Genomic DNA, 15,451 nt, shown 5'->3' on the forward strand with positions numbered 1-15,451 from the left:
CAATTATGTTTTTGTGGCAGAGAGGCCGATATGAGCGGATTGCGCGAACGGCAGAAGGCGGACCGGCACCGCCGCATCATCGATGCGGCCACCGCGCTGTTTCGCGAGGCCGGCTATGAAGGCGCCAAGATCGAAGCGATCGCTGCGCAGGCCGAGGTCTCGATCGGTACCATCTACAATTACTACCAGAACAAGGGCGACATCCTCGGCGCCATCGTGTCGATGGAAGTCAACGAGGTGCTGAATGCCGGGCGAGGTGTGGTCGCCAGCCCGCCCGCCAATGTCGGTGACGCGCTGGATACGCTGATCGGCATCTATATCGAGCACTCGCTGAACTATCTCAGCAAGGAGATGTGGCGCCAGGCGATGGCGATCTCGACGCAACTGCCCGATAGCCCCTTCGGCCAGGCCTACACCGCGCTGGACCGGGAACTGACCAGGCAGATCAGCGCGCTGATCGCCCGCCTGCAGGAGATCGGCCTGGTGAGGGCCGACATCGACGGAACTGCGGTGGGCGAGCTGATCTTCAACAACATGAACATGATGTTCATCGAGTTCGTGAAGCGCAACGAGGCGAGGATACCGGAACTGAGGGCGGCGATACGAAGGCAGAATAGGGTGCTGGTGGCGGCGATTGGGGTGTGAGTGTATCGGGAGAAGGCGGGAAATGTAATCGTTTCCCTGCCACCAGGCGGTCGCCGGCAACCGGCCCCTTGAGTTGCGGCGCGAAATTCGCAACGAACCGCCCCCATCAGCTGCACTGTAGCCGTGGGGACGGCCGTTTTGCGTCTTGCCTACTTCTGAAGAACCAGCCCGCTTGCCTGAAGCAGCTGATCGAAGGTGCCGGTCTGGCACAGCGTCCGGGCGCCGGCATCTCCGGTCTGTGATACGACGATCGATCGGCCGGTCAACTCCCTAAAGGCCTCGGCGATCTGCGACCTATCCAGACCCGAGTAGCACAATGTCATCTTTTGCGAAGGATCCAGAACAAACCGCTCCGCACCAGGAGATTTCTTCCGCGCGGAGACCGCTTGGTTCGCCGACACGACGGTGGGGTAGCATTTCCAGAACAGAACCTCGCCGTTCTCCCCCTCCCAAAGCGTACACCCGCCTGAGCCGCAGTCGAGGACCCAGTGTTCAGTTTCACATACAGACATTTTCCGCTCCATATCACACAGAGAGCACTCGCTCACGGCGCAATTCCTATCAGCGGACCACTGGGAGACAATGAAATGGATCACATCGATTTAGGCTATACAGCCGGATGATCCGAAGTAGCCGATTGCGACTACAAGAGTTTTTGGAAGACGGCAATATGAGCGAGTCTTCGCATCGTCATCTGGGGTAATTCTGGTGCCCCCGGCAGGGATCGAACCCGCGACCTTCGGTTTACAAAACCGCTGCTCTACCAGCTGAGCTACAAGGGCACGGCGCTGCGGTAGCACATTTCGTGCGCCAGTAAAGACAAAACTCCGTTTTGGCTCGCTAATGGACGGCGCGGCTTGGCCGGCATGCTGAAAAGCAGCGCGCGGCTTCCTACATCTTGCTCAGGTGCAATCGCATCGAACGGGGTGCCGCATGATCAGATTCGTCATCATCCTGCCGCTCATCGTCGTGACCTGGCTTCTCCTGGTGAAGGTTGTCAGCGATCTGAAGAAGGCCAACATCGACTGGACCGGCGTCGCCACCATCGTCGGCTTCATCGTGCTCGCGTTTTGGCTGAGGCATGTCACGGGGATGGGATGAGGTGGTGAATGGTAAATAGTGGATGGTGAATGGCGGCGCCTTCCGGACCATTCACCATTCACCATTTTACCATTCACCCGCCTCAGGCGAGCGGTTTTCAGGCCCGCGAAAAATCTGAAAAAAATCTTCGAACCTTTTTCGGCGCCGCGACGACCCATGGTCAAGAGGCGGATGGTTCGCCTCTCCAACGAAACCAGGAGATCGTCATGTTCAAGCGCACCATCGTTTCCGGCCTCATCGCCACCACCGTCGCCGCCGGCTCGCTCGTCGGCACCGTCCAGCCTTCGGCTGCTCACAACCATCACAATCGCGAGCTCGGCATCGGTATTGCCGCCGGCGTCGGCGGCTTCGTCCTCGGCAGCCTGCTCTCCCAGCAGCAGCCGCGCCCGGTCTATGTCGAGGAAGGCGGCTACGAAGGTTCCTGGCATGTTCGCCGCTGCATGGCCCGCTACGGCAGCTATGACCCGGATACGAACACCTATATCGGCTACGACGGCTACCCGCACTATTGCCATCTGTAAGAGAAGGCGGACCAGGAAAGAGGGGCTGCACGCGGCCCCTCCCACCTCGACCGATTTAGGCATTGGGCTTCAGCTCCGGCATCGCCAGTCCCGCCGCCTTGCAGGCGCCGCTGACCGAGGCATCGTTTATCGCGACGAGCTCGAAGCTGTTTCCGGCATCGGGGTAGATCTTGCCGATGAAAGGTTCATTGCCGGCGGCAGCGCCCTTGTCGTCGACATAACCGCACGCCACGATCTCATGGCGGCCGCTTATTGTGCGTTCTCCGGCAAGCAAAGGTCCAAACTTGGCGGCGACAGGGTTCTTCAAATGCTGGCGGACGCCGACGGTGATGATCTCCTCCAGGGCCAGCGAAATCGGAACGGGATCGACCACCGGGTTGCCGCTGGGGCCAGCGATGGGCTCGACCGGTGCCGTCGCCACGCATCCGCAAAGGGAAGCGACGGATAGAAGGAAGACTGTTTTCCGCATCCGTGCCCTTTCGCATGCATCCCGACGGCCCGGCAAGGCGGTCAAGTCCGTCGTCCGGCCTGGCTATTGCCCGGTCGCCTCCTGCAGGCAACCAGCGATGTACAGCGATTTTGCAAGCGTTTAGTCTGGCTTTCACGTCAGGCGAGGGAAGGGTGGCATGGACGAGCAGGATCGCAAGGAAGAACGGGTCGAACCGGTTTTCCGCAACGGCACCATCACCATCGTCGGCATCCTGCTTGCGTTTTCGCTAGGCTTCATCACGCATTGGGCGGCCAACCCGATTCCATGGCAGACCTACCATCTGATTGCCGTCCTGCCGATCCTGGTCGGGATCGCGCTGCAGATTCGGGCGCTTGCCATTCTGCTCGACATCAAATCCCTGCAGCGAACCATTCATGACCGCGCCAGTCGGATATTCATCGCCGGCCTCATCTTGGCGGCCTGCGGCGTCGGGCTGGCGATCCTGCTTGATTTCTTCGACGTAGCGGCCAAGAGCGCGTTGCCGGGCGCGTCCTAATACGCTTTCACGCCGCCGATCATCTTTGTCACCTCGACAGCCGCGTCGCGAACCAGCGGGCCGATCTCGGCCAGCCGTTCGGGCGTGACCCGGACCGTCGGGCCGGACACCGAAACGCCGCCGATCGGCTCGCCATATTCGTCGAAGATGGCTGCCGCCACGCAGCGCATGCCGGGATGGCGCTCCTCGTCGTCGACCGACCAGCCGCGATGCTTGATGGTCGCCAGATCATGGGCCAGCGCCGAGATGTCGGACAGCGTCTTGTCGGTGTAGCGCTGCAAACCCGCCTTGCGAAGGATGGCGGCGACCCGCTCCGGCTCGAGATGCGCCAGCACCGCCTTGCCGATGCCGGATGCATGGAAGGGGCTGCGCGTGCCCGGCCGAAAGAAGGCGCGGATCGCCTGATGCGTCTCGACCTGGCTGACAAAGACGACGCAATCATCCTCGGCGACACCCAGATTGGCGGTTTCGCCGGTCTTCTCCATCAGTTCCTGCATGACGATGCGGGCACGGTCGACCAGCTTGCGGCGGCGCAGGAAGGCGGCGCCCATGCGGTAGGTTTCGACGCCGACAGACCAAAGCTGGTCGGTCGTGTCGAACTCGACCATGCCGTGGTTTTCCAGTGTCGTCAGCATGCGATAGGCGGTGGACGCCGCAATGCCGCTTTGCGCGGCGATTTCGCTCAGCGACAGGCCGCTCGCCTCGGCAACGATCGCGAGGATCCGCAGCGCCCGGTCGAGCGACTGCACCGACGCTGCTTCGGAAGGACCGTTGAAGGCGCGCGGCCGGCCACGCTGGCGTTTTTCCGTCGTTTCCATAGGCGGCATTCTCGCCGATTTCTGTTTGGACGCAATGAAAAAGTTTTTCAGTCGTCGTCGAGACGGATTTTCTGGAAAACGAAAAGTGAAGCGAAATCAGTCCGTAATATCCGTTTTCTAGAAATGAAAAAATATTCTGAAAAAGTTGAAAAATCAAAGACGCGCTGTCACTATCAAGCCAACCAACGTAATGGAGGCTTGTCATGGCCAGGATGCGCGCTGTCGACGCTGCAGTTCTCGTTCTCGAAAAGGAAGGCATCACAAATGCCTTTGGCGTGCCGGGCGCGGCGATCAATCCGCTCTATTCGGCGCTGAAGGCGCGCGGCACCATCCGCCATGTGCTTGCCCGCCACGTCGAGGGCGCCTCGCATATGGCCGAAGGCTATACCCGCGCCAAGGCCGGCAATATCGGGCTCTGCATCGGCACGTCCGGTCCGGCCGGCACCGACATGATCACCGGCCTCTACTCGGCGTCCGCGGACTCCATCCCGATCCTCTGCATCACCGGCCAGGCGCCGCGCGCCCGGCTGAACAAGGAGGATTTCCAAGCCGTCGACATCGCTTCGATCGCGGCACCGGTCGCCAAATGGGCGGTCACCGTCATGGAACCTTACCTGGTGCCGATGGCGCTGCAGAAGGCGTTCCACCTGATGCGCTCCTCGCGGCCCGGGCCGGTGCTGGTCGACCTGCCGCTCGACGTTCAGCTTGCCGAGATCGAGTTCGACATCGACGCCTATGAGCCGCTCGCTCCGTTCAAGCCGGCGATGACGCGCGCCCAGGCCGAGAAGGCGCTGGCGATGCTCAACGAAGCGGAAAAGCCGCTGATCGTCGCCGGCGGCGGCATCATCAATGCCGATGCGTCCGATCTCCTGATCGAGTTCGCCGAAGTCACCGGCGTGCCGGTCATCCCGACGCTGATGGGCTGGGGCGCGATCCCCGACGACCACCGGCTGATGGCCGGCATGTGTGGGCTGCAGACCTCGCACCGCTACGGCAATGCGACGATGCTTGCCGCCGACTTCGTCTTCGGCATCGGCAACCGCTGGGCCAACCGCCACACCGGCTCGATCGACGTCTACACCAAGGGGAAAAAGTTCATCCATGTCGACATCGAGCCCACCCAGATCGGCCGCGTCTTCGCGCCGGATCTCGGCCTCGTCTCGGATGCGGGCGCGGCGCTGAAGATCCTGCTCGACGTCGCAACCGAATGGCGCACCGCCGGCAAGCTGCGCGACTGGACGGGCTGGGCCAAGGAATGCCAGCAGCGCAAGAAGACGATGAAGCGCAAGACGCATTTCGAGCAGGTGCCGCTGAAGCCGCAGCGCGTCTATGAGGAGATGAACAAGGCGTTCGCCCGCGACACCACCTATGTTACCACGATCGGTCTGTCGCAGATCGCCGGCGCGCAGTTCCTGCATGTCTACAAGCCGCGCAACTGGATCAATTGTGGCCAGGCCGGACCGCTCGGCTGGACCCTGCCGGCAGCGCTCGGCGTGCGGGCCGCCGATCCGGACCGCGATATCGTCGCGCTTTCCGGCGACTATGATTTCCAGTTCATGATCGAGGAACTGGCCGTCGGCGCGCAGCACAAGCTGCCCTACATCCACGTCGTCGTGAACAACGCCTATCTCGGCCTGATCCGCCAGGCGCAGCGCGGCTTCTCGATGGATTACGAGGTGAGCCTCGCCTTCGAGAACGTGAACCGCGCAGGCGATCCGGATGCGGGCTACGGCGTCGACCATGTCGCGGTCGCCGAGGCGATGGGCTGCAAGGCGGTCAGGGTGAGAAAGCCCGAGGAGTTCGCCGGCGCCTTCAAGGAGGCGCAACGGCTGATGAAGGAGCACCAGGTTCCGGTGGTGTTGGAATTCATCCTCGAGCGCGTCACCAACATTTCCATGGGCACGGAAATCGACAAGATCACCGAATTCGAGGAGCTTGCCGAGAGCCATGAGGATGCCCCCACGGCCATCGTGATGCTCGACTAAGGATCTGCGGAGAGAGGAGAAAAGAATGCCGCGTTTTTCAGCCAATCTTTCGATGCTCTTCGGTGAGCATGATTTCCTCGACCGTTTCGATGCCGCCGCCCGCGCCGGCTTCAAGGGCATCGAATATATCGGTCCCTATCATCACGCGCCGGACGTCGTTGCGGCGCGCTTGAAGAAAAACGGCTTGACCCAGGTTCTCTTCAACCTGCCGGCCGGCGACTGGGCCAAGGGCGAGCGCGGCGTCGCCGTGCTGCCCGACCGCGTGCCGGAATTCCGCCAGGGCGTCGCCAAGGCGATCAGCTACGCCCATGCGCTGGGCTGCGAGCAGGTCAACTGCCTTGCCGGCATCGCGCCGCAGGGCGCCGACCGCACGGTGCTGGAAAATGTCTTTGCCGAAAACCTGGCCTTCGCGGCCGAGAAGCTGGAACAGGCCGGCATCAGGCTGCTGATCGAGCCGATCAACACCCGCGACATCCCAGGCTTCTTCCTGAACTATTCCGACCAGGCCCTGGCGCTGATCGACCGCATCGGCTCGAAGAACCTGTTCCTGCAATACGACATCTATCACATGCAGATCATGGAGGGGGATCTCGCCCGTACCATCGAGGCGAACCTCGGCCGCATCGCGCATATCCAGCTTGCGGATAATCCCGGCCGTCACGAGCCGGGGACGGGCGAGATCAACTATCCTTTCCTCTACGACCACATCGACCGGCTCGGCTATTCCGGCTGGATCGGCGCCGAATACAAGCCGATGGCCAGCACCGAAGCCGGGCTCGGCTGGTTCAGCGCGTTCGCCGGGCAGGGCAGCGCGGCGGCTTAAGAGCTTCCTTCTCCCCGTCACTATACGGGGAGAAGGTGCCGACAGGCGGATGAGGGGCAGCGCAGACCTCTCGGCAATTCGAGCTGGGAATTTCAGGAGCAAACAATGGAAACCATCGGCTTCATCGGCCTCGGCATCATGGGCGCGCCGATGGCGGGGCACCTCCTCGTCGCCGGCTACAAGGTCGTCGCCAGCGACCATCGCTCCAAGCCACCGGCCGATCTTACCGCCAAGGGGCTGAAGACCGTCACCGGCCACAATGCGGTTGCCGAGGCCGCCGACATCATCATCACCATGGTGCCGGACACGCCGCAGGTGGCCGACGTGCTGTTCGGCGAAAACGGCGTCGCCTCGGGTCTGTCCAAGGGCAAGCTCGTCGTCGACATGAGCTCGATCTCGCCGATCGCCACCAAGGAGTTCGCGAAAAAGATCAACGATCTCGGCTGCGACTATCTCGACGCTCCGGTGTCCGGCGGCGAGGTCGGCGCCAAGGCGGCATCGCTGACGATCATGGTCGGCGGCGACGAAAAGCCCTTCGAGCGCGCCCGGCCGGTGTTCGAGAAGATGGGCAAGAACATCACTTTGGTCGGACCGAACGGCGTCGGCCAGACCACCAAGGTCGCCAACCAGATCGTCGTGGCCCTCACCATCGAAGCCGTCGGCGAAGCCCTGGTTTTCGCCTCGAAGGCCGGTGCCGACCCCGCAAAAGTCAGGCAGGCGTTGATGGGCGGGCTTGCGGCTTCGCGCATCCTCGAAGTGCATGGCGAGCGCATGATCAAGCGCACCTTCGCGCCTGGCTTCCGCATCGAGCTGCACCAGAAGGATCTTAACCTCGCGCTGGAAGGCGCGAAAGCGCTCGGTGTCTCGCTGCCCAACACCTCGACCACGCAGCAGCTCTTCAATTCCTGCGCCGCCAATGGCGCCGCCAAGGAAGATCATTCGGCGCTGGTGAGGGCGCTGGAGCGGATGGCGGGCCACGAAATAGCTTAGAGAAGCGAATAGCGAATAGGGAGTAGCGAATAGGGGATAGGGAGTAGCGGTTAGGGGTTGCAGGCCTACGGGGCGCCGTGTTCCCGCTATTCGCTATTCGCTATTCGCTATTCGCTATGAATTTCCTCGCCGCGTAAAGGCTCACCGCCGCCGCATTCGACACGTTGAGCGAGTGGATGGCGCCTGGCATGTCGAGGCGGGCAAGTGCGGTCACCGTCTCGCGCGTCTTCTGGCGCAGGCCCTTGCCTTCCGCGCCCAGCACCAGCGCAATTTTCTCGCCGTCGAAAGTGTTTTCCAGCTCGGCAGGCCCTTCGGAATCGAGCCCGATGGTCTGGAACCCTGCCTCGTGCAGTTGGCCGAGCGCATCGGCGAGGTTCTTCACCTCGATCTGGTCGATATGTTCCAGGGCGCCGGATGCGGATTTCGCCAGAACGCCGGATTCCTGCGGGCTATGACGGGCCGTGGTGATCAGCGCGCCGGCGCCGAAGGCGACCGCGGAGCGCAGGATCGCGCCGACATTGTGCGGGTCCGTCACCTGGTCGAGCACCAGCACCAGCCTCGTATCCCCAAGCGCGTCGAGACGCTTGGGCTTGAGCGGCTCCGCTTCGATCAGCACGCCCTGATGCACGGCGTCCGACCCGGTGATCCTGTCGATGTCCTTCGGCTCGACCAGCTCGGCCTTGAAGGGAAGGGCGGCAAGCTCGCCGATCGAGAGCCGCTCGGCCGCGTTGCGGGTCACCAGCATCTTTTTGATCTTGCGGCGCGGATTGTCGAGCGCGGCCCGCACCGTGTGCAACCCATAAAGCCGCACCAGTCCATCGCTGGGCGCTTCGCCAGGCGGGACAGGCTGGCGCGGCCGGAACGCCGGCGCGCCGCCCGCCTTCTGGTCGCGGTGCGCGCGCCGCAGCTTGGCGTAGTGGGTGTCCTTGCGCGTGCCCGGCTTGTTGCTTTTTTCGTCGCTCATGCGGGCTTCTATAGCCGCCTCGTCCGGCTAAGGATATGGGCCGCGACGATTGATGTAAAACATCCTCGAAAAACCCTGGCCGCGCCGGTTGACACCCACCGGCCTTGCCGCCATAAGGCGCTTCGCTGATTTCGGAGAAGATCTAACTCGGGCTCCGGATCAGCGCGAATGCCTCGTTGCATGGCTCCGGCGGCAGACTGGAGAGGTGCCCGAGTGGTTAAAGGGGACGGACTGTAAATCCGTTGGCTTAGCCTACGTTGGTTCGAATCCAACCCTCTCCACCACTGCCGGCCCGGAAGCCCTGAAACGAAAAGTCTCAGACCAAAAAGTGCATGGCGCTTTTCGGGTGCATCCGGTACCTCAGTGCAAGGCGCGGGTATAGCTCAGTGGTAGAGCAGCAGCCTTCCAAGCTGAATATGCGGGTTCGATTCCCGCTACCCGCTCCAGATTGTTTCTCTGCTGTCTGACAAGGAAACGCCGCGCACCATGGCGCGCGGCGCGTTCTCATCCGTTGAGCCCTTAGCTGTTGAAGGCCGAAGCGACCTGATGGTTTTGCGGGATCTGGCCGTTCGGCGTCAGCTTGTCGACGATGCCGGGCAGCGCCGTGGAGAGTTGCTGCAGCAGCTCCTGCTCGCTCATGCCGGTGCGCTGGGCGATCTCGCGGATCACCGCCGGACCGAGCGCCGAGCCGAGATCGCCCGGGTTGATCGGCTGGTTCTGGCCCGTCCCGACCCAGGAGTCGGCGACGTTGCCGTGTCCGGCGTCCCTGAGCTTGCCGAGCAGGCCGCCGAGACCGCCGAGCAGGCCGCCATCGGCCGAAGCGCCGGTGTCGGCAGGAGTCGGCGCAGGAGCCTGCGGCGCGGCCGGTTCTTCGCTTCTGCCGCTCAGCATCTTGCCGACCAAAAGCGCACCGAGCGCGATCATCAGGGGTTTGGTGATATTGCCGCCGGGAACAGCATTGTCGAAAAGGCCCATCGTGGATCTCCTTGTCCAGCCAAGTCCGCCGGCGCCAGAATGGCGCAAACGGGCGGAATTTCAAGCTGTCTTGAGCTTTTGACAATCATATGACCATGATGGCGGGGCGGGGAATTTGGAGGGAATTATGGGCATCATCAGCTGGATCATTCTCGGCATCATCGCCGGGTTCATCGGCAGCAAGATCGTCAACAAGACCGGCCAGGGCATGGTCATGGATATCGTGCTCGGCATCGTCGGCGCCATCGTCGGCGGCGTGATCTTCAGCGCCTTCGGCGCGCAGGGCGTCACCGGCCTCAACATCTGGAGCCTGATCGTGGCCGTGGTGGGCTCGGTCGTCGTGCTCTGGGCCTATCACCAGATCAGTGGCAAGCGCACGCTGTAGATCTATAGGCGAGAAAGTCCGCGGCCCGGCAGGCCGCGTGGCGATGATTGGGTTTCGCGCCGGTCGCCGCGCGTGATCGCGCGGCGCATTGGCGCTGGGTCGGCGCGAGGCACACCTGCAATGGCGGTCCAGATTCAAGGACTTCCCGTCACCTATTATCCTGTCCCGAAAAGCGGCACCAGCAGCGTCAAATACGCGCTGATGGCGCTCAGCGGTGGGCAGGCGCCTCTCGCTGATCCGGACAATGAAGTCCACGGTCGTCTCTTCACCAGCTGGGTCGATCCGTTTGTGCCGGTCTATGACGGGCTGGGCGGCAAGTTCACCATCGTCCGCGATCCGCTGGAACGGCTTCTCTCGGCCTATTCCAGCAGGATATTGGACGTAAACGTTCTGACGCGGTCGTCGGCAAAGGCCGAAATGCTCGAGGCTTTCGGACTGCCGACCGATCCGGACCTCGACACCTTCATCCTCAACGTCGAAAAATACAGCGCGTCCTCGTGGGAAATCCAGTTCCACGTCGCCTCGCCGCGCCATTTCCTCGGCTCCAGTCTTTTCCTGTTCGAGCACGTCTTCAGGTTTGAAGAGATGGACAAGGTCGAGGCATTCCTGTCGTCGGTCAGCGGCAGGAAAATCTCCATGCCGAGGCTGCAGGCGGCGAGGACGAGGATCAGCCCTTCAGACCTGTCACCTGTCGCGATGGCGAAAGCGATGCGCTTTTGCCGATACGACTATGCGTTCCTCGTCGACTATTACGATCCGGCAAGATGGGGAGGAATCCCCAAGGGCGCTCCCGAGGATCCGTCCTCGCTCCACGTCGCGTGCGATTTCACCGTGCCTCGCGACGGCCGCCTCATATACCCGCGCACGCTGCGCAACCTCAGGGATTTCCTGGCCAGGCGCCCGCTGGCAATGCGCGTGGGTCGCTAAAGCAATTCCAGGAAAAGTGTGAGCGGTTAGGCTCAGCGCCTTCGCCGTAGCCCTCCGTCCGGAATTGCGTAAAAACAAGCACTATCCCAATCGCGGATCGCGTGGCTTCAGGCGACGATCGCCATGCGCCGGCGCCTTTCGTCGAGCGAGACGATCGCCAGGCCGCTGGCGATGACCAGCAGGATGCCGCAGACGGCGAGCGCGTTGGGAAACTGCCCGAACACCAGCAGCCCCGAAATGACTGCCCAGACGGTGAAGCAGTAATAGAAGGGCGCCACCGCGCTTGTCGGCCCGACGCGGTAGGCCATGAAGATGAAGAAATGGCCGAAGATCAGGAACAGGCCGGCACCCGCGATCAGCAGCAGATGGCGTCCTTCGGGCATCACCCATTGCTCGGAGACGAGATGCGCCGCGCCTGAGCCGACCAGCACCACCAGGACGGCGGAGATGGCGACGATCATGCCGGGCACCTCGGCACCCACTTTGCGGCCGGCTATATCGCGCACCGCCGCGAAGGCCGCATTGCCGAGCGCCAGCAGCGCATAGACCGAAATGCCCTGCATGGTCGGCTGCGCCACCATGAGCGCTCCGACAAAGCCAAGGCCGATCAGCGCCACGCGCGTGGCGCCGATCTTTTCGCCGAACAGCATCGAGGAGCCGACCAGCACGATGAGCGGCGTGATCTGGCCCAGCGCGGTGGAATCCGCGATCTGCATGTTGGCCAGGGCGACGACATAGCAGAGGATCGCCAAGAGCTCGAACAGGTTGCGGCGCAGCACCTTGCGCTCGAAAAGCAGCGGGATCTGCCGGGCGTAACCAAGCATCAGGAGCAGCGGCACGCCCCACAGCGTCGCGGCGGTACCTCGCAGCAGGAGCACCTCATAGGGCGGCAGACCTGCGGTCGCGAGCTTCATCATCGTGTCGTTGACGAGGTAGGATCCCGTCGCGAGGATCATGAACAGCGGGCCGCGGATATTGGATGGAATGAACTGCATGCGGCCGACAAGATCAGAGCGGCGCCACGGCGGCAATGGGCCAGCCGGGCGCCTTTGATTTTACGCGCGGCAGCCCTATATCCGCCCACATCCCACTGAAATCGACCATTGGTTCGGGTCGAGCGGGAATCCGCTCAGCCACAAGGCACTTGTGTTTTTCGGCCGTTGTCGCTAATCGCCCCGCATTCGACTGAACTGAAGGTCAAGGCCGTCCAAGGAAAGAGACTATGGCAAAAGGTAAATTCGAGCGCACCAAGCCGCATGTGAACATTGGCACGATCGGCCACGTCGATCATGGCAAGACGTCGCTGACGGCGGCGATCACGAAGTATTTTGGCGAATACAAGCGCTATGACCAGATCGACGCAGCACCCGAAGAGAAGGCGCGCGGCATCACCATCTCGACGGCGCATGTCGAGTATGAGACGGCCAACCGTCACTATGCCCATGTCGACTGCCCCGGCCACGCCGACTATGTGAAGAACATGATCACCGGTGCCGCCCAGATGGACGGCGCGATCCTGGTCGTGTCGGCCGCCGATGGCCCGATGCCGCAGACCCGCGAGCACATCCTGCTCGCCCGCCAGGTCGGCGTGCCCTCGATCGTTGTGTTCCTCAACAAGGTCGATCAGGTCGACGACGCCGAGCTGCTCGAGCTGGTCGAGCTCGAGGTTCGCGAGCTTTTGTCGAAGAACGAGTTCCCCGGCGACGACATTCCGATCGTCAAGGGCTCGGCTCTGGCCGCGCTTGAGGATTCCAACAAGACCATCGGCGAGGACGCCATCCGCGAGCTGATGGCCCAGGTCGACGCCTACATCCCGACGCCTGTTCGTCCGCTGGACAAGCCGTTCCTGATGCCGATCGAGGACGTGTTCTCGATCTCGGGCCGCGGCACGGTGGTGACCGGCCGCGTCGAGCGCGGCGTGGTCAAGGTCGGCGAGGAACTGGAAATCGTCGGCATCCGTCCGACCACCAAGACGACCTGCACGGGCGTGGAGATGTTCCGCAAGCTGCTCGACCAGGGTCAGGCCGGCGACAACATCGGCGCGCTGCTGCGAGGCATCGACCGTGAAGGCGTCGAGCGCGGCCAGGTTCTGGCCAAGCCCGGCTCGGTGAAGCCGCACAAGAAGTTCGTGGCCGAAGCCTACATCCTGACCAAGGACGAGGGTGGCCGTCACACGCCGTTCTTCACCAACTACCGTCCGCAGTTCTACTTCCGCACGACGGACGTGACCGGCATCGTGACGCTGCCGGCCGGCACCGAGATGGTGATGCCCGGCGACAACATCACCGTCGACGTCGAGCTGATCGTGCCGATCGCGATGGAAGAGAAGCTGCGCTTCGCCATCCGTGAAGGCGGCCGCACCGTCGGTGCCGGCATCGTCGTCACCATCAAGGAATAATCGATCCGGCTTTTGCCGGTCGACAAGGAAAGGGCGGTCTTCGGGCCGCCCTTTTTTCGTCTTGGAAACAGTAACGCGCGGCTCTTTTTCAATTCTGTTGCAAGCATCGTCGCCGCCACTAGTATGGCTTGTACCCAAGGGGCTTGCCAGGCGTGGTTTCCGCATTCCGTTCAAAGATCATACGGTGCTGGCGCGGATTGGTGCCGCTAGGGCTGGCCGCTGCCCTGACGCTGGCCGCCTTCGGCGCCGCCGCGAAGGAAGATCCGCCCGATTACGGCCCGACGATGCGCTTCGTCGTGGTGCGCAGCAGCGCGCAGGGTTGCGCGCCGAATTGCCCGGAATGGATTTCCGCCGAAGGCACGATCGAGGCCGGCACGCCAGCGCTGTTCAGGCGCTTGCTGAACACGCTCGGTGGGCGGCAACTGCCGATCGTCGTCAATTCTCCCGGCGGCAATGTCGATGCCGCGCTCCAGCTTGGCCGCATGATCCGCAAGAACAAGCTCGATATCGCGGTCGGCATCACGGAGTTTTCCGGCTGCTCGCCGGGGATGAAGAACTGCCGGGGCAAAGACGCCGAGCAGCAGCCCTATTCCGGAGTCGCTTACGACAGCGGCGCGATGTGCAATTCGGCCTGTCCGCTGATGTTTGCCGGCGGCATCCGCCGCATCGTCGGCGAATGGGCCTATCTCGGTGTCCACCAGATCACCACCACCTTCCGGCGTGAGCAGCTACTCTACCGCACGACCTACCGGATGGTGAACGGTAAGAAGAAGATCATCAGCACCAGGATCGTCAGCCGCAAGAATGCCGGCAGCTACAAGACCTATGAGATGAGCAAGGCGGTCGAGAAGCGGCTCTCGGCCTATCTGAAGGAGATGGGCGTCGACCAGGGCATGCTGGATGTGATGAAGGCGACGCCCGCCAGCGATATCAGGCAGATCGAGCCCGACGACATGCTCGAGATGAAGCTCGTCACCAGCCTCGATTCGCTCGATCTGCTGACCGAAAAGACCATGTGCCGGCGCAATCCCGTGCCGGCGAATTGCCGCGAGGTGCCGTCGAACGGCAAGCCGGCTGAGGTCGCGAACGTTGAAGCCGCGCCTTTGCCCGCTGCTCCGGCCCCGGCGCCCGGGCCGCAGATCCAGGAACAGGAGATGCGCTTCGTTGTCGTCCGCGGCAGCAATCCGCTTTGCAATCCCGATTGTCCGGAATGGATTTCGGCGGAAGGCACGATCGCCGCTGGCACGGCCGGCAAGCTTCGCCAACTGCTCGACACGATCGGCGGGCGCAGGTTGCCGATGGTCGTCAACTCGCCAGGCGGCGATGTGCAGGCAGCGCTTGCCGCAGGCCGCCTGATCCGTGAGCGCGGGTTGGATGTTGCGGTCGCCCGAACGGACTTTCTCGATTGCGATCCGGGCAAGGCGGGTTGCGAACCGACCGAGGGCCTCTACAGCGGTCTCACCATCGATGCAGGCGCCCAATGCGACGCCGCCTGCGCGGTGATGATCGCCGGCGGCATAAGGCGCCTTGTCGGTGCCGATGCGCATTTTTTGGTGGATTCCATGGGCATGGAAGAGAAGGTCAGGGCGTATCTCGGCGAGATGGCGATCGGCTCGGGCTTTTTCGCCGCCATGCAGTCGGCGCAGTTTTCCAAGCACAGGGAACTCAGCCAGGGCGAACTGCGCGAATTCGGGCTCACGACCGGACCGCAATCGGTGGATGCGCTGACCGGGGCGACCATCTGCAAATCATCGCCGAAGCCGGACAATTGCCGAGTGCTGCCCGCTGCCAACGCCGAGGCCGAGGCGCCGGCGAAACTTTAGAGCAATTCCAGGAAAAGTGTTTGCGGTTTTCCGTTCGGAATTGCGTAGACAAGGAGATAGCCCGCACTGGCCATCGAGGCAGGTTGAGCCGGGCAGGGCGGCGCCGCTAT

At 62.7% G+C, this 15,451-nt stretch carries 16 protein-coding genes, 3 tRNA genes and 1 pseudogene; 13 read left to right on the plus strand and 7 right to left on the minus strand.

Going from position 1 to position 15,451, the window contains the following annotated elements:
• The first annotated feature begins 30 nt into the window (after window positions 1–30).
• The gene (locus tag EN862_RS21725) at window positions 31–645 is read left to right on the plus strand and encodes a TetR/AcrR family transcriptional regulator (protein WP_127867929.1); all 615 of its coding nucleotides are present in this window, start codon (window positions 31–33) and stop codon (window positions 643–645) included.
• 149 nt (window positions 646–794) lie between these two features.
• On the opposite strand, the gene EN862_RS21730 is transcribed toward EN862_RS21725, so the two are convergent.
• A complete protein-coding gene (locus tag EN862_RS21730; RefSeq protein ID WP_127867930.1) occupies window positions 795–1,157 on the minus strand; it encodes a hypothetical protein in 363 nt (120 codons plus the stop codon).
• A 194-nt stretch (window positions 1,158–1,351) separates the two neighbouring features.
• A tRNA-Thr gene (locus EN862_RS21735) sits at window positions 1,352–1,427 on the minus strand.
• A 151-nt stretch (window positions 1,428–1,578) separates the two neighbouring features.
• Here EN862_RS21735 and EN862_RS21740 point away from each other — a divergent pair.
• The gene (locus tag EN862_RS21740; protein ID WP_127867931.1) at window positions 1,579–1,746 is read left to right on the plus strand and encodes a hypothetical protein; all 168 of its coding nucleotides are present in this window, start codon (window positions 1,579–1,581) and stop codon (window positions 1,744–1,746) included.
• A 29-nt stretch (window positions 1,747–1,775) separates the two neighbouring features.
• Complete coding sequence (locus EN862_RS36955) at window positions 1,776–2,267, plus strand: BA14K family protein (RefSeq protein ID WP_245519663.1); 492 nt, start codon at window positions 1,776–1,778, stop codon at window positions 2,265–2,267.
• Between the two features lie 55 nt (window positions 2,268–2,322).
• Here the strand turns inward: EN862_RS36955 and EN862_RS21750 are convergent, their stop codons facing one another.
• Window positions 2,323–2,688 (minus strand): hypothetical protein, encoded by a 366-nt coding sequence (locus tag EN862_RS21750; RefSeq protein ID WP_245519664.1) that lies wholly within the window; start codon window positions 2,686–2,688, stop codon window positions 2,323–2,325.
• A 205-nt stretch (window positions 2,689–2,893) separates the two neighbouring features.
• Between EN862_RS21750 and EN862_RS21755 the strand changes: the two genes are divergently transcribed.
• Window positions 2,894–3,253, plus strand: coding sequence for a hypothetical protein (locus tag EN862_RS21755; protein WP_127867933.1), 360 nt, complete (start codon window positions 2,894–2,896; stop codon window positions 3,251–3,253).
• Here the strand turns inward: EN862_RS21755 and bhcR are convergent.
• Window positions 3,250–4,071, minus strand: a complete 822-nt coding sequence (gene bhcR, locus EN862_RS21760) for an HTH-type transcriptional regulator BhcR (RefSeq protein ID WP_127867934.1) — start codon at window positions 4,069–4,071, stop codon at window positions 3,250–3,252. The two genes, EN862_RS21755 and bhcR, sit on opposite strands and share 4 nt — an antisense overlap.
• Window positions 4,072–4,274: 203 nt before the next feature.
• Here bhcR and gcl point away from each other — a divergent pair, with 203 nt between their 5' ends.
• The 3 genes and pseudogenes from gcl to EN862_RS21775 form a co-directional block, all read left to right on the plus strand.
• Window positions 4,275–6,056, plus strand: a complete 1,782-nt coding sequence (gene gcl / locus EN862_RS21765) for a glyoxylate carboligase (protein ID WP_127867935.1) — start codon at window positions 4,275–4,277, stop codon at window positions 6,054–6,056.
• Between the two features lie 25 nt (window positions 6,057–6,081).
• Entirely contained in the window at window positions 6,082–6,879 is a 798-nt protein-coding gene (gene otnI / locus EN862_RS21770) for a 2-oxo-tetronate isomerase (RefSeq protein WP_127867936.1), read from the plus strand.
• A 48-nt stretch (window positions 6,880–6,927) separates the two neighbouring features.
• Window positions 6,928–7,869, plus strand: a pseudogene (locus EN862_RS21775) (2-hydroxy-3-oxopropionate reductase); the annotation flags it as partial.
• Between the two features lie 100 nt (window positions 7,870–7,969).
• Here EN862_RS21775 and EN862_RS21780 read toward each other — a convergent pair.
• Window positions 7,970–8,833 carry an RNA methyltransferase gene (locus tag EN862_RS21780; protein WP_127867938.1) on the minus strand — a complete coding sequence of 288 codons (864 nt, stop codon included), beginning with the start codon at window positions 8,831–8,833 and terminating at the stop codon, window positions 7,970–7,972.
• A gap of 199 nt (window positions 8,834–9,032) precedes the next feature.
• On the opposite strand from EN862_RS21780, the gene EN862_RS21785 reads away from it, so the two are divergent.
• Together EN862_RS21785 and EN862_RS21790 are read left to right on the plus strand one after the other, a co-directional pair.
• Window positions 9,033–9,117 (plus strand) — tRNA-Tyr (locus EN862_RS21785).
• Window positions 9,118–9,205: 88 nt separating this feature from the next.
• Window positions 9,206–9,279 (plus strand) — tRNA-Gly (locus tag EN862_RS21790).
• A 73-nt stretch (window positions 9,280–9,352) separates the two neighbouring features.
• Here EN862_RS21790 and EN862_RS21795 read toward each other — a convergent pair.
• Complete coding sequence (locus EN862_RS21795) at window positions 9,353–9,808, minus strand: YidB family protein (protein WP_127867939.1); 456 nt, start codon at window positions 9,806–9,808, stop codon at window positions 9,353–9,355.
• 127 nt (window positions 9,809–9,935) lie between these two features.
• Here EN862_RS21795 and EN862_RS21800 point away from each other — a divergent pair, with 127 nt between their 5' ends.
• Window positions 9,936–10,193: a GlsB/YeaQ/YmgE family stress response membrane protein gene (locus tag EN862_RS21800; protein ID WP_127867940.1), complete on the plus strand. Its 258-nt coding sequence runs from the start codon at window positions 9,936–9,938 to the stop codon at window positions 10,191–10,193.
• A gap of 120 nt (window positions 10,194–10,313) precedes the next feature.
• A complete protein-coding gene (locus tag EN862_RS21805; RefSeq protein WP_127867941.1) occupies window positions 10,314–11,120 on the plus strand; it encodes a sulfotransferase family 2 domain-containing protein in 807 nt (268 codons plus the stop codon).
• 107 nt (window positions 11,121–11,227) lie between these two features.
• Here EN862_RS21805 and EN862_RS21810 read toward each other — a convergent pair whose 3' ends face one another.
• Window positions 11,228–12,115, minus strand: coding sequence for a DMT family transporter (locus EN862_RS21810; RefSeq protein ID WP_127867942.1), 888 nt, complete (start codon window positions 12,113–12,115; stop codon window positions 11,228–11,230).
• A 227-nt stretch (window positions 12,116–12,342) separates the two neighbouring features.
• On the opposite strand from EN862_RS21810, the gene tuf reads away from it, so the two are divergent.
• On the plus strand, window positions 12,343–13,518 hold the full coding sequence (tuf, locus tag EN862_RS21815; protein ID WP_126082815.1) for an elongation factor Tu: 1,176 nt from the start codon (window positions 12,343–12,345) through the stop codon (window positions 13,516–13,518).
• Window positions 13,519–13,802: 284 nt separating this feature from the next.
• Window positions 13,803–15,341 (plus strand): hypothetical protein, encoded by a 1,539-nt coding sequence (locus EN862_RS21820; RefSeq protein WP_127868904.1) that lies wholly within the window; start codon window positions 13,803–13,805, stop codon window positions 15,339–15,341.
• Window positions 15,342–15,451 lie beyond the last annotated feature (110 nt).

Origin of the sequence: Mesorhizobium sp. M2E.F.Ca.ET.219.01.1.1 (assembly GCF_004016445.2) — a bacterium.
GTDB lineage: Bacteria > Pseudomonadota > Alphaproteobacteria > Rhizobiales > Rhizobiaceae > Mesorhizobium.

Coding starts and splice junctions, on each gene's coding strand:
- EN862_RS21820 (WP_127868904.1), top strand. CDS start 13,803: ATGCGCTTCGTCGTGGTGCGCAGCAGCGCGCAGGGTTGCGCGCCGAAT.
- gcl (WP_127867935.1), top strand. CDS start 4,275: ATGGCCAGGATGCGCGCTGTCGACGCTGCAGTTCTCGTTCTCGAAAAG.
- EN862_RS21805 (WP_127867941.1), top strand. CDS start 10,314: ATGGCGGTCCAGATTCAAGGACTTCCCGTCACCTATTATCCTGTCCCG.
- EN862_RS21800 (WP_127867940.1), top strand. CDS start 9,936: ATGGGCATCATCAGCTGGATCATTCTCGGCATCATCGCCGGGTTCATC.
- EN862_RS21810 (WP_127867942.1), bottom strand. CDS start 12,115: ATGCAGTTCATTCCATCCAATATCCGCGGCCCGCTGTTCATGATCCTC.
- EN862_RS21740 (WP_127867931.1), top strand. CDS start 1,579: ATGATCAGATTCGTCATCATCCTGCCGCTCATCGTCGTGACCTGGCTT.
- EN862_RS21780 (WP_127867938.1), bottom strand. CDS start 8,833: ATGAGCGACGAAAAAAGCAACAAGCCGGGCACGCGCAAGGACACCCAC.
- tuf (WP_126082815.1), top strand. CDS start 12,343: ATGGCAAAAGGTAAATTCGAGCGCACCAAGCCGCATGTGAACATTGGC.
- EN862_RS21795 (WP_127867939.1), bottom strand. CDS start 9,808: ATGGGCCTTTTCGACAATGCTGTTCCCGGCGGCAATATCACCAAACCC.
- EN862_RS21730 (WP_127867930.1), bottom strand. CDS start 1,157: ATGTCTGTATGTGAAACTGAACACTGGGTCCTCGACTGCGGCTCAGGC.
- otnI (WP_127867936.1), top strand. CDS start 6,082: ATGCCGCGTTTTTCAGCCAATCTTTCGATGCTCTTCGGTGAGCATGAT.
- EN862_RS21755 (WP_127867933.1), top strand. CDS start 2,894: ATGGACGAGCAGGATCGCAAGGAAGAACGGGTCGAACCGGTTTTCCGC.
- bhcR (WP_127867934.1), bottom strand. CDS start 4,071: ATGGAAACGACGGAAAAACGCCAGCGTGGCCGGCCGCGCGCCTTCAAC.
- EN862_RS21725 (WP_127867929.1), top strand. CDS start 31: ATGAGCGGATTGCGCGAACGGCAGAAGGCGGACCGGCACCGCCGCATC.
- EN862_RS36955 (WP_245519663.1), top strand. CDS start 1,776: ATGGCGGCGCCTTCCGGACCATTCACCATTCACCATTTTACCATTCAC.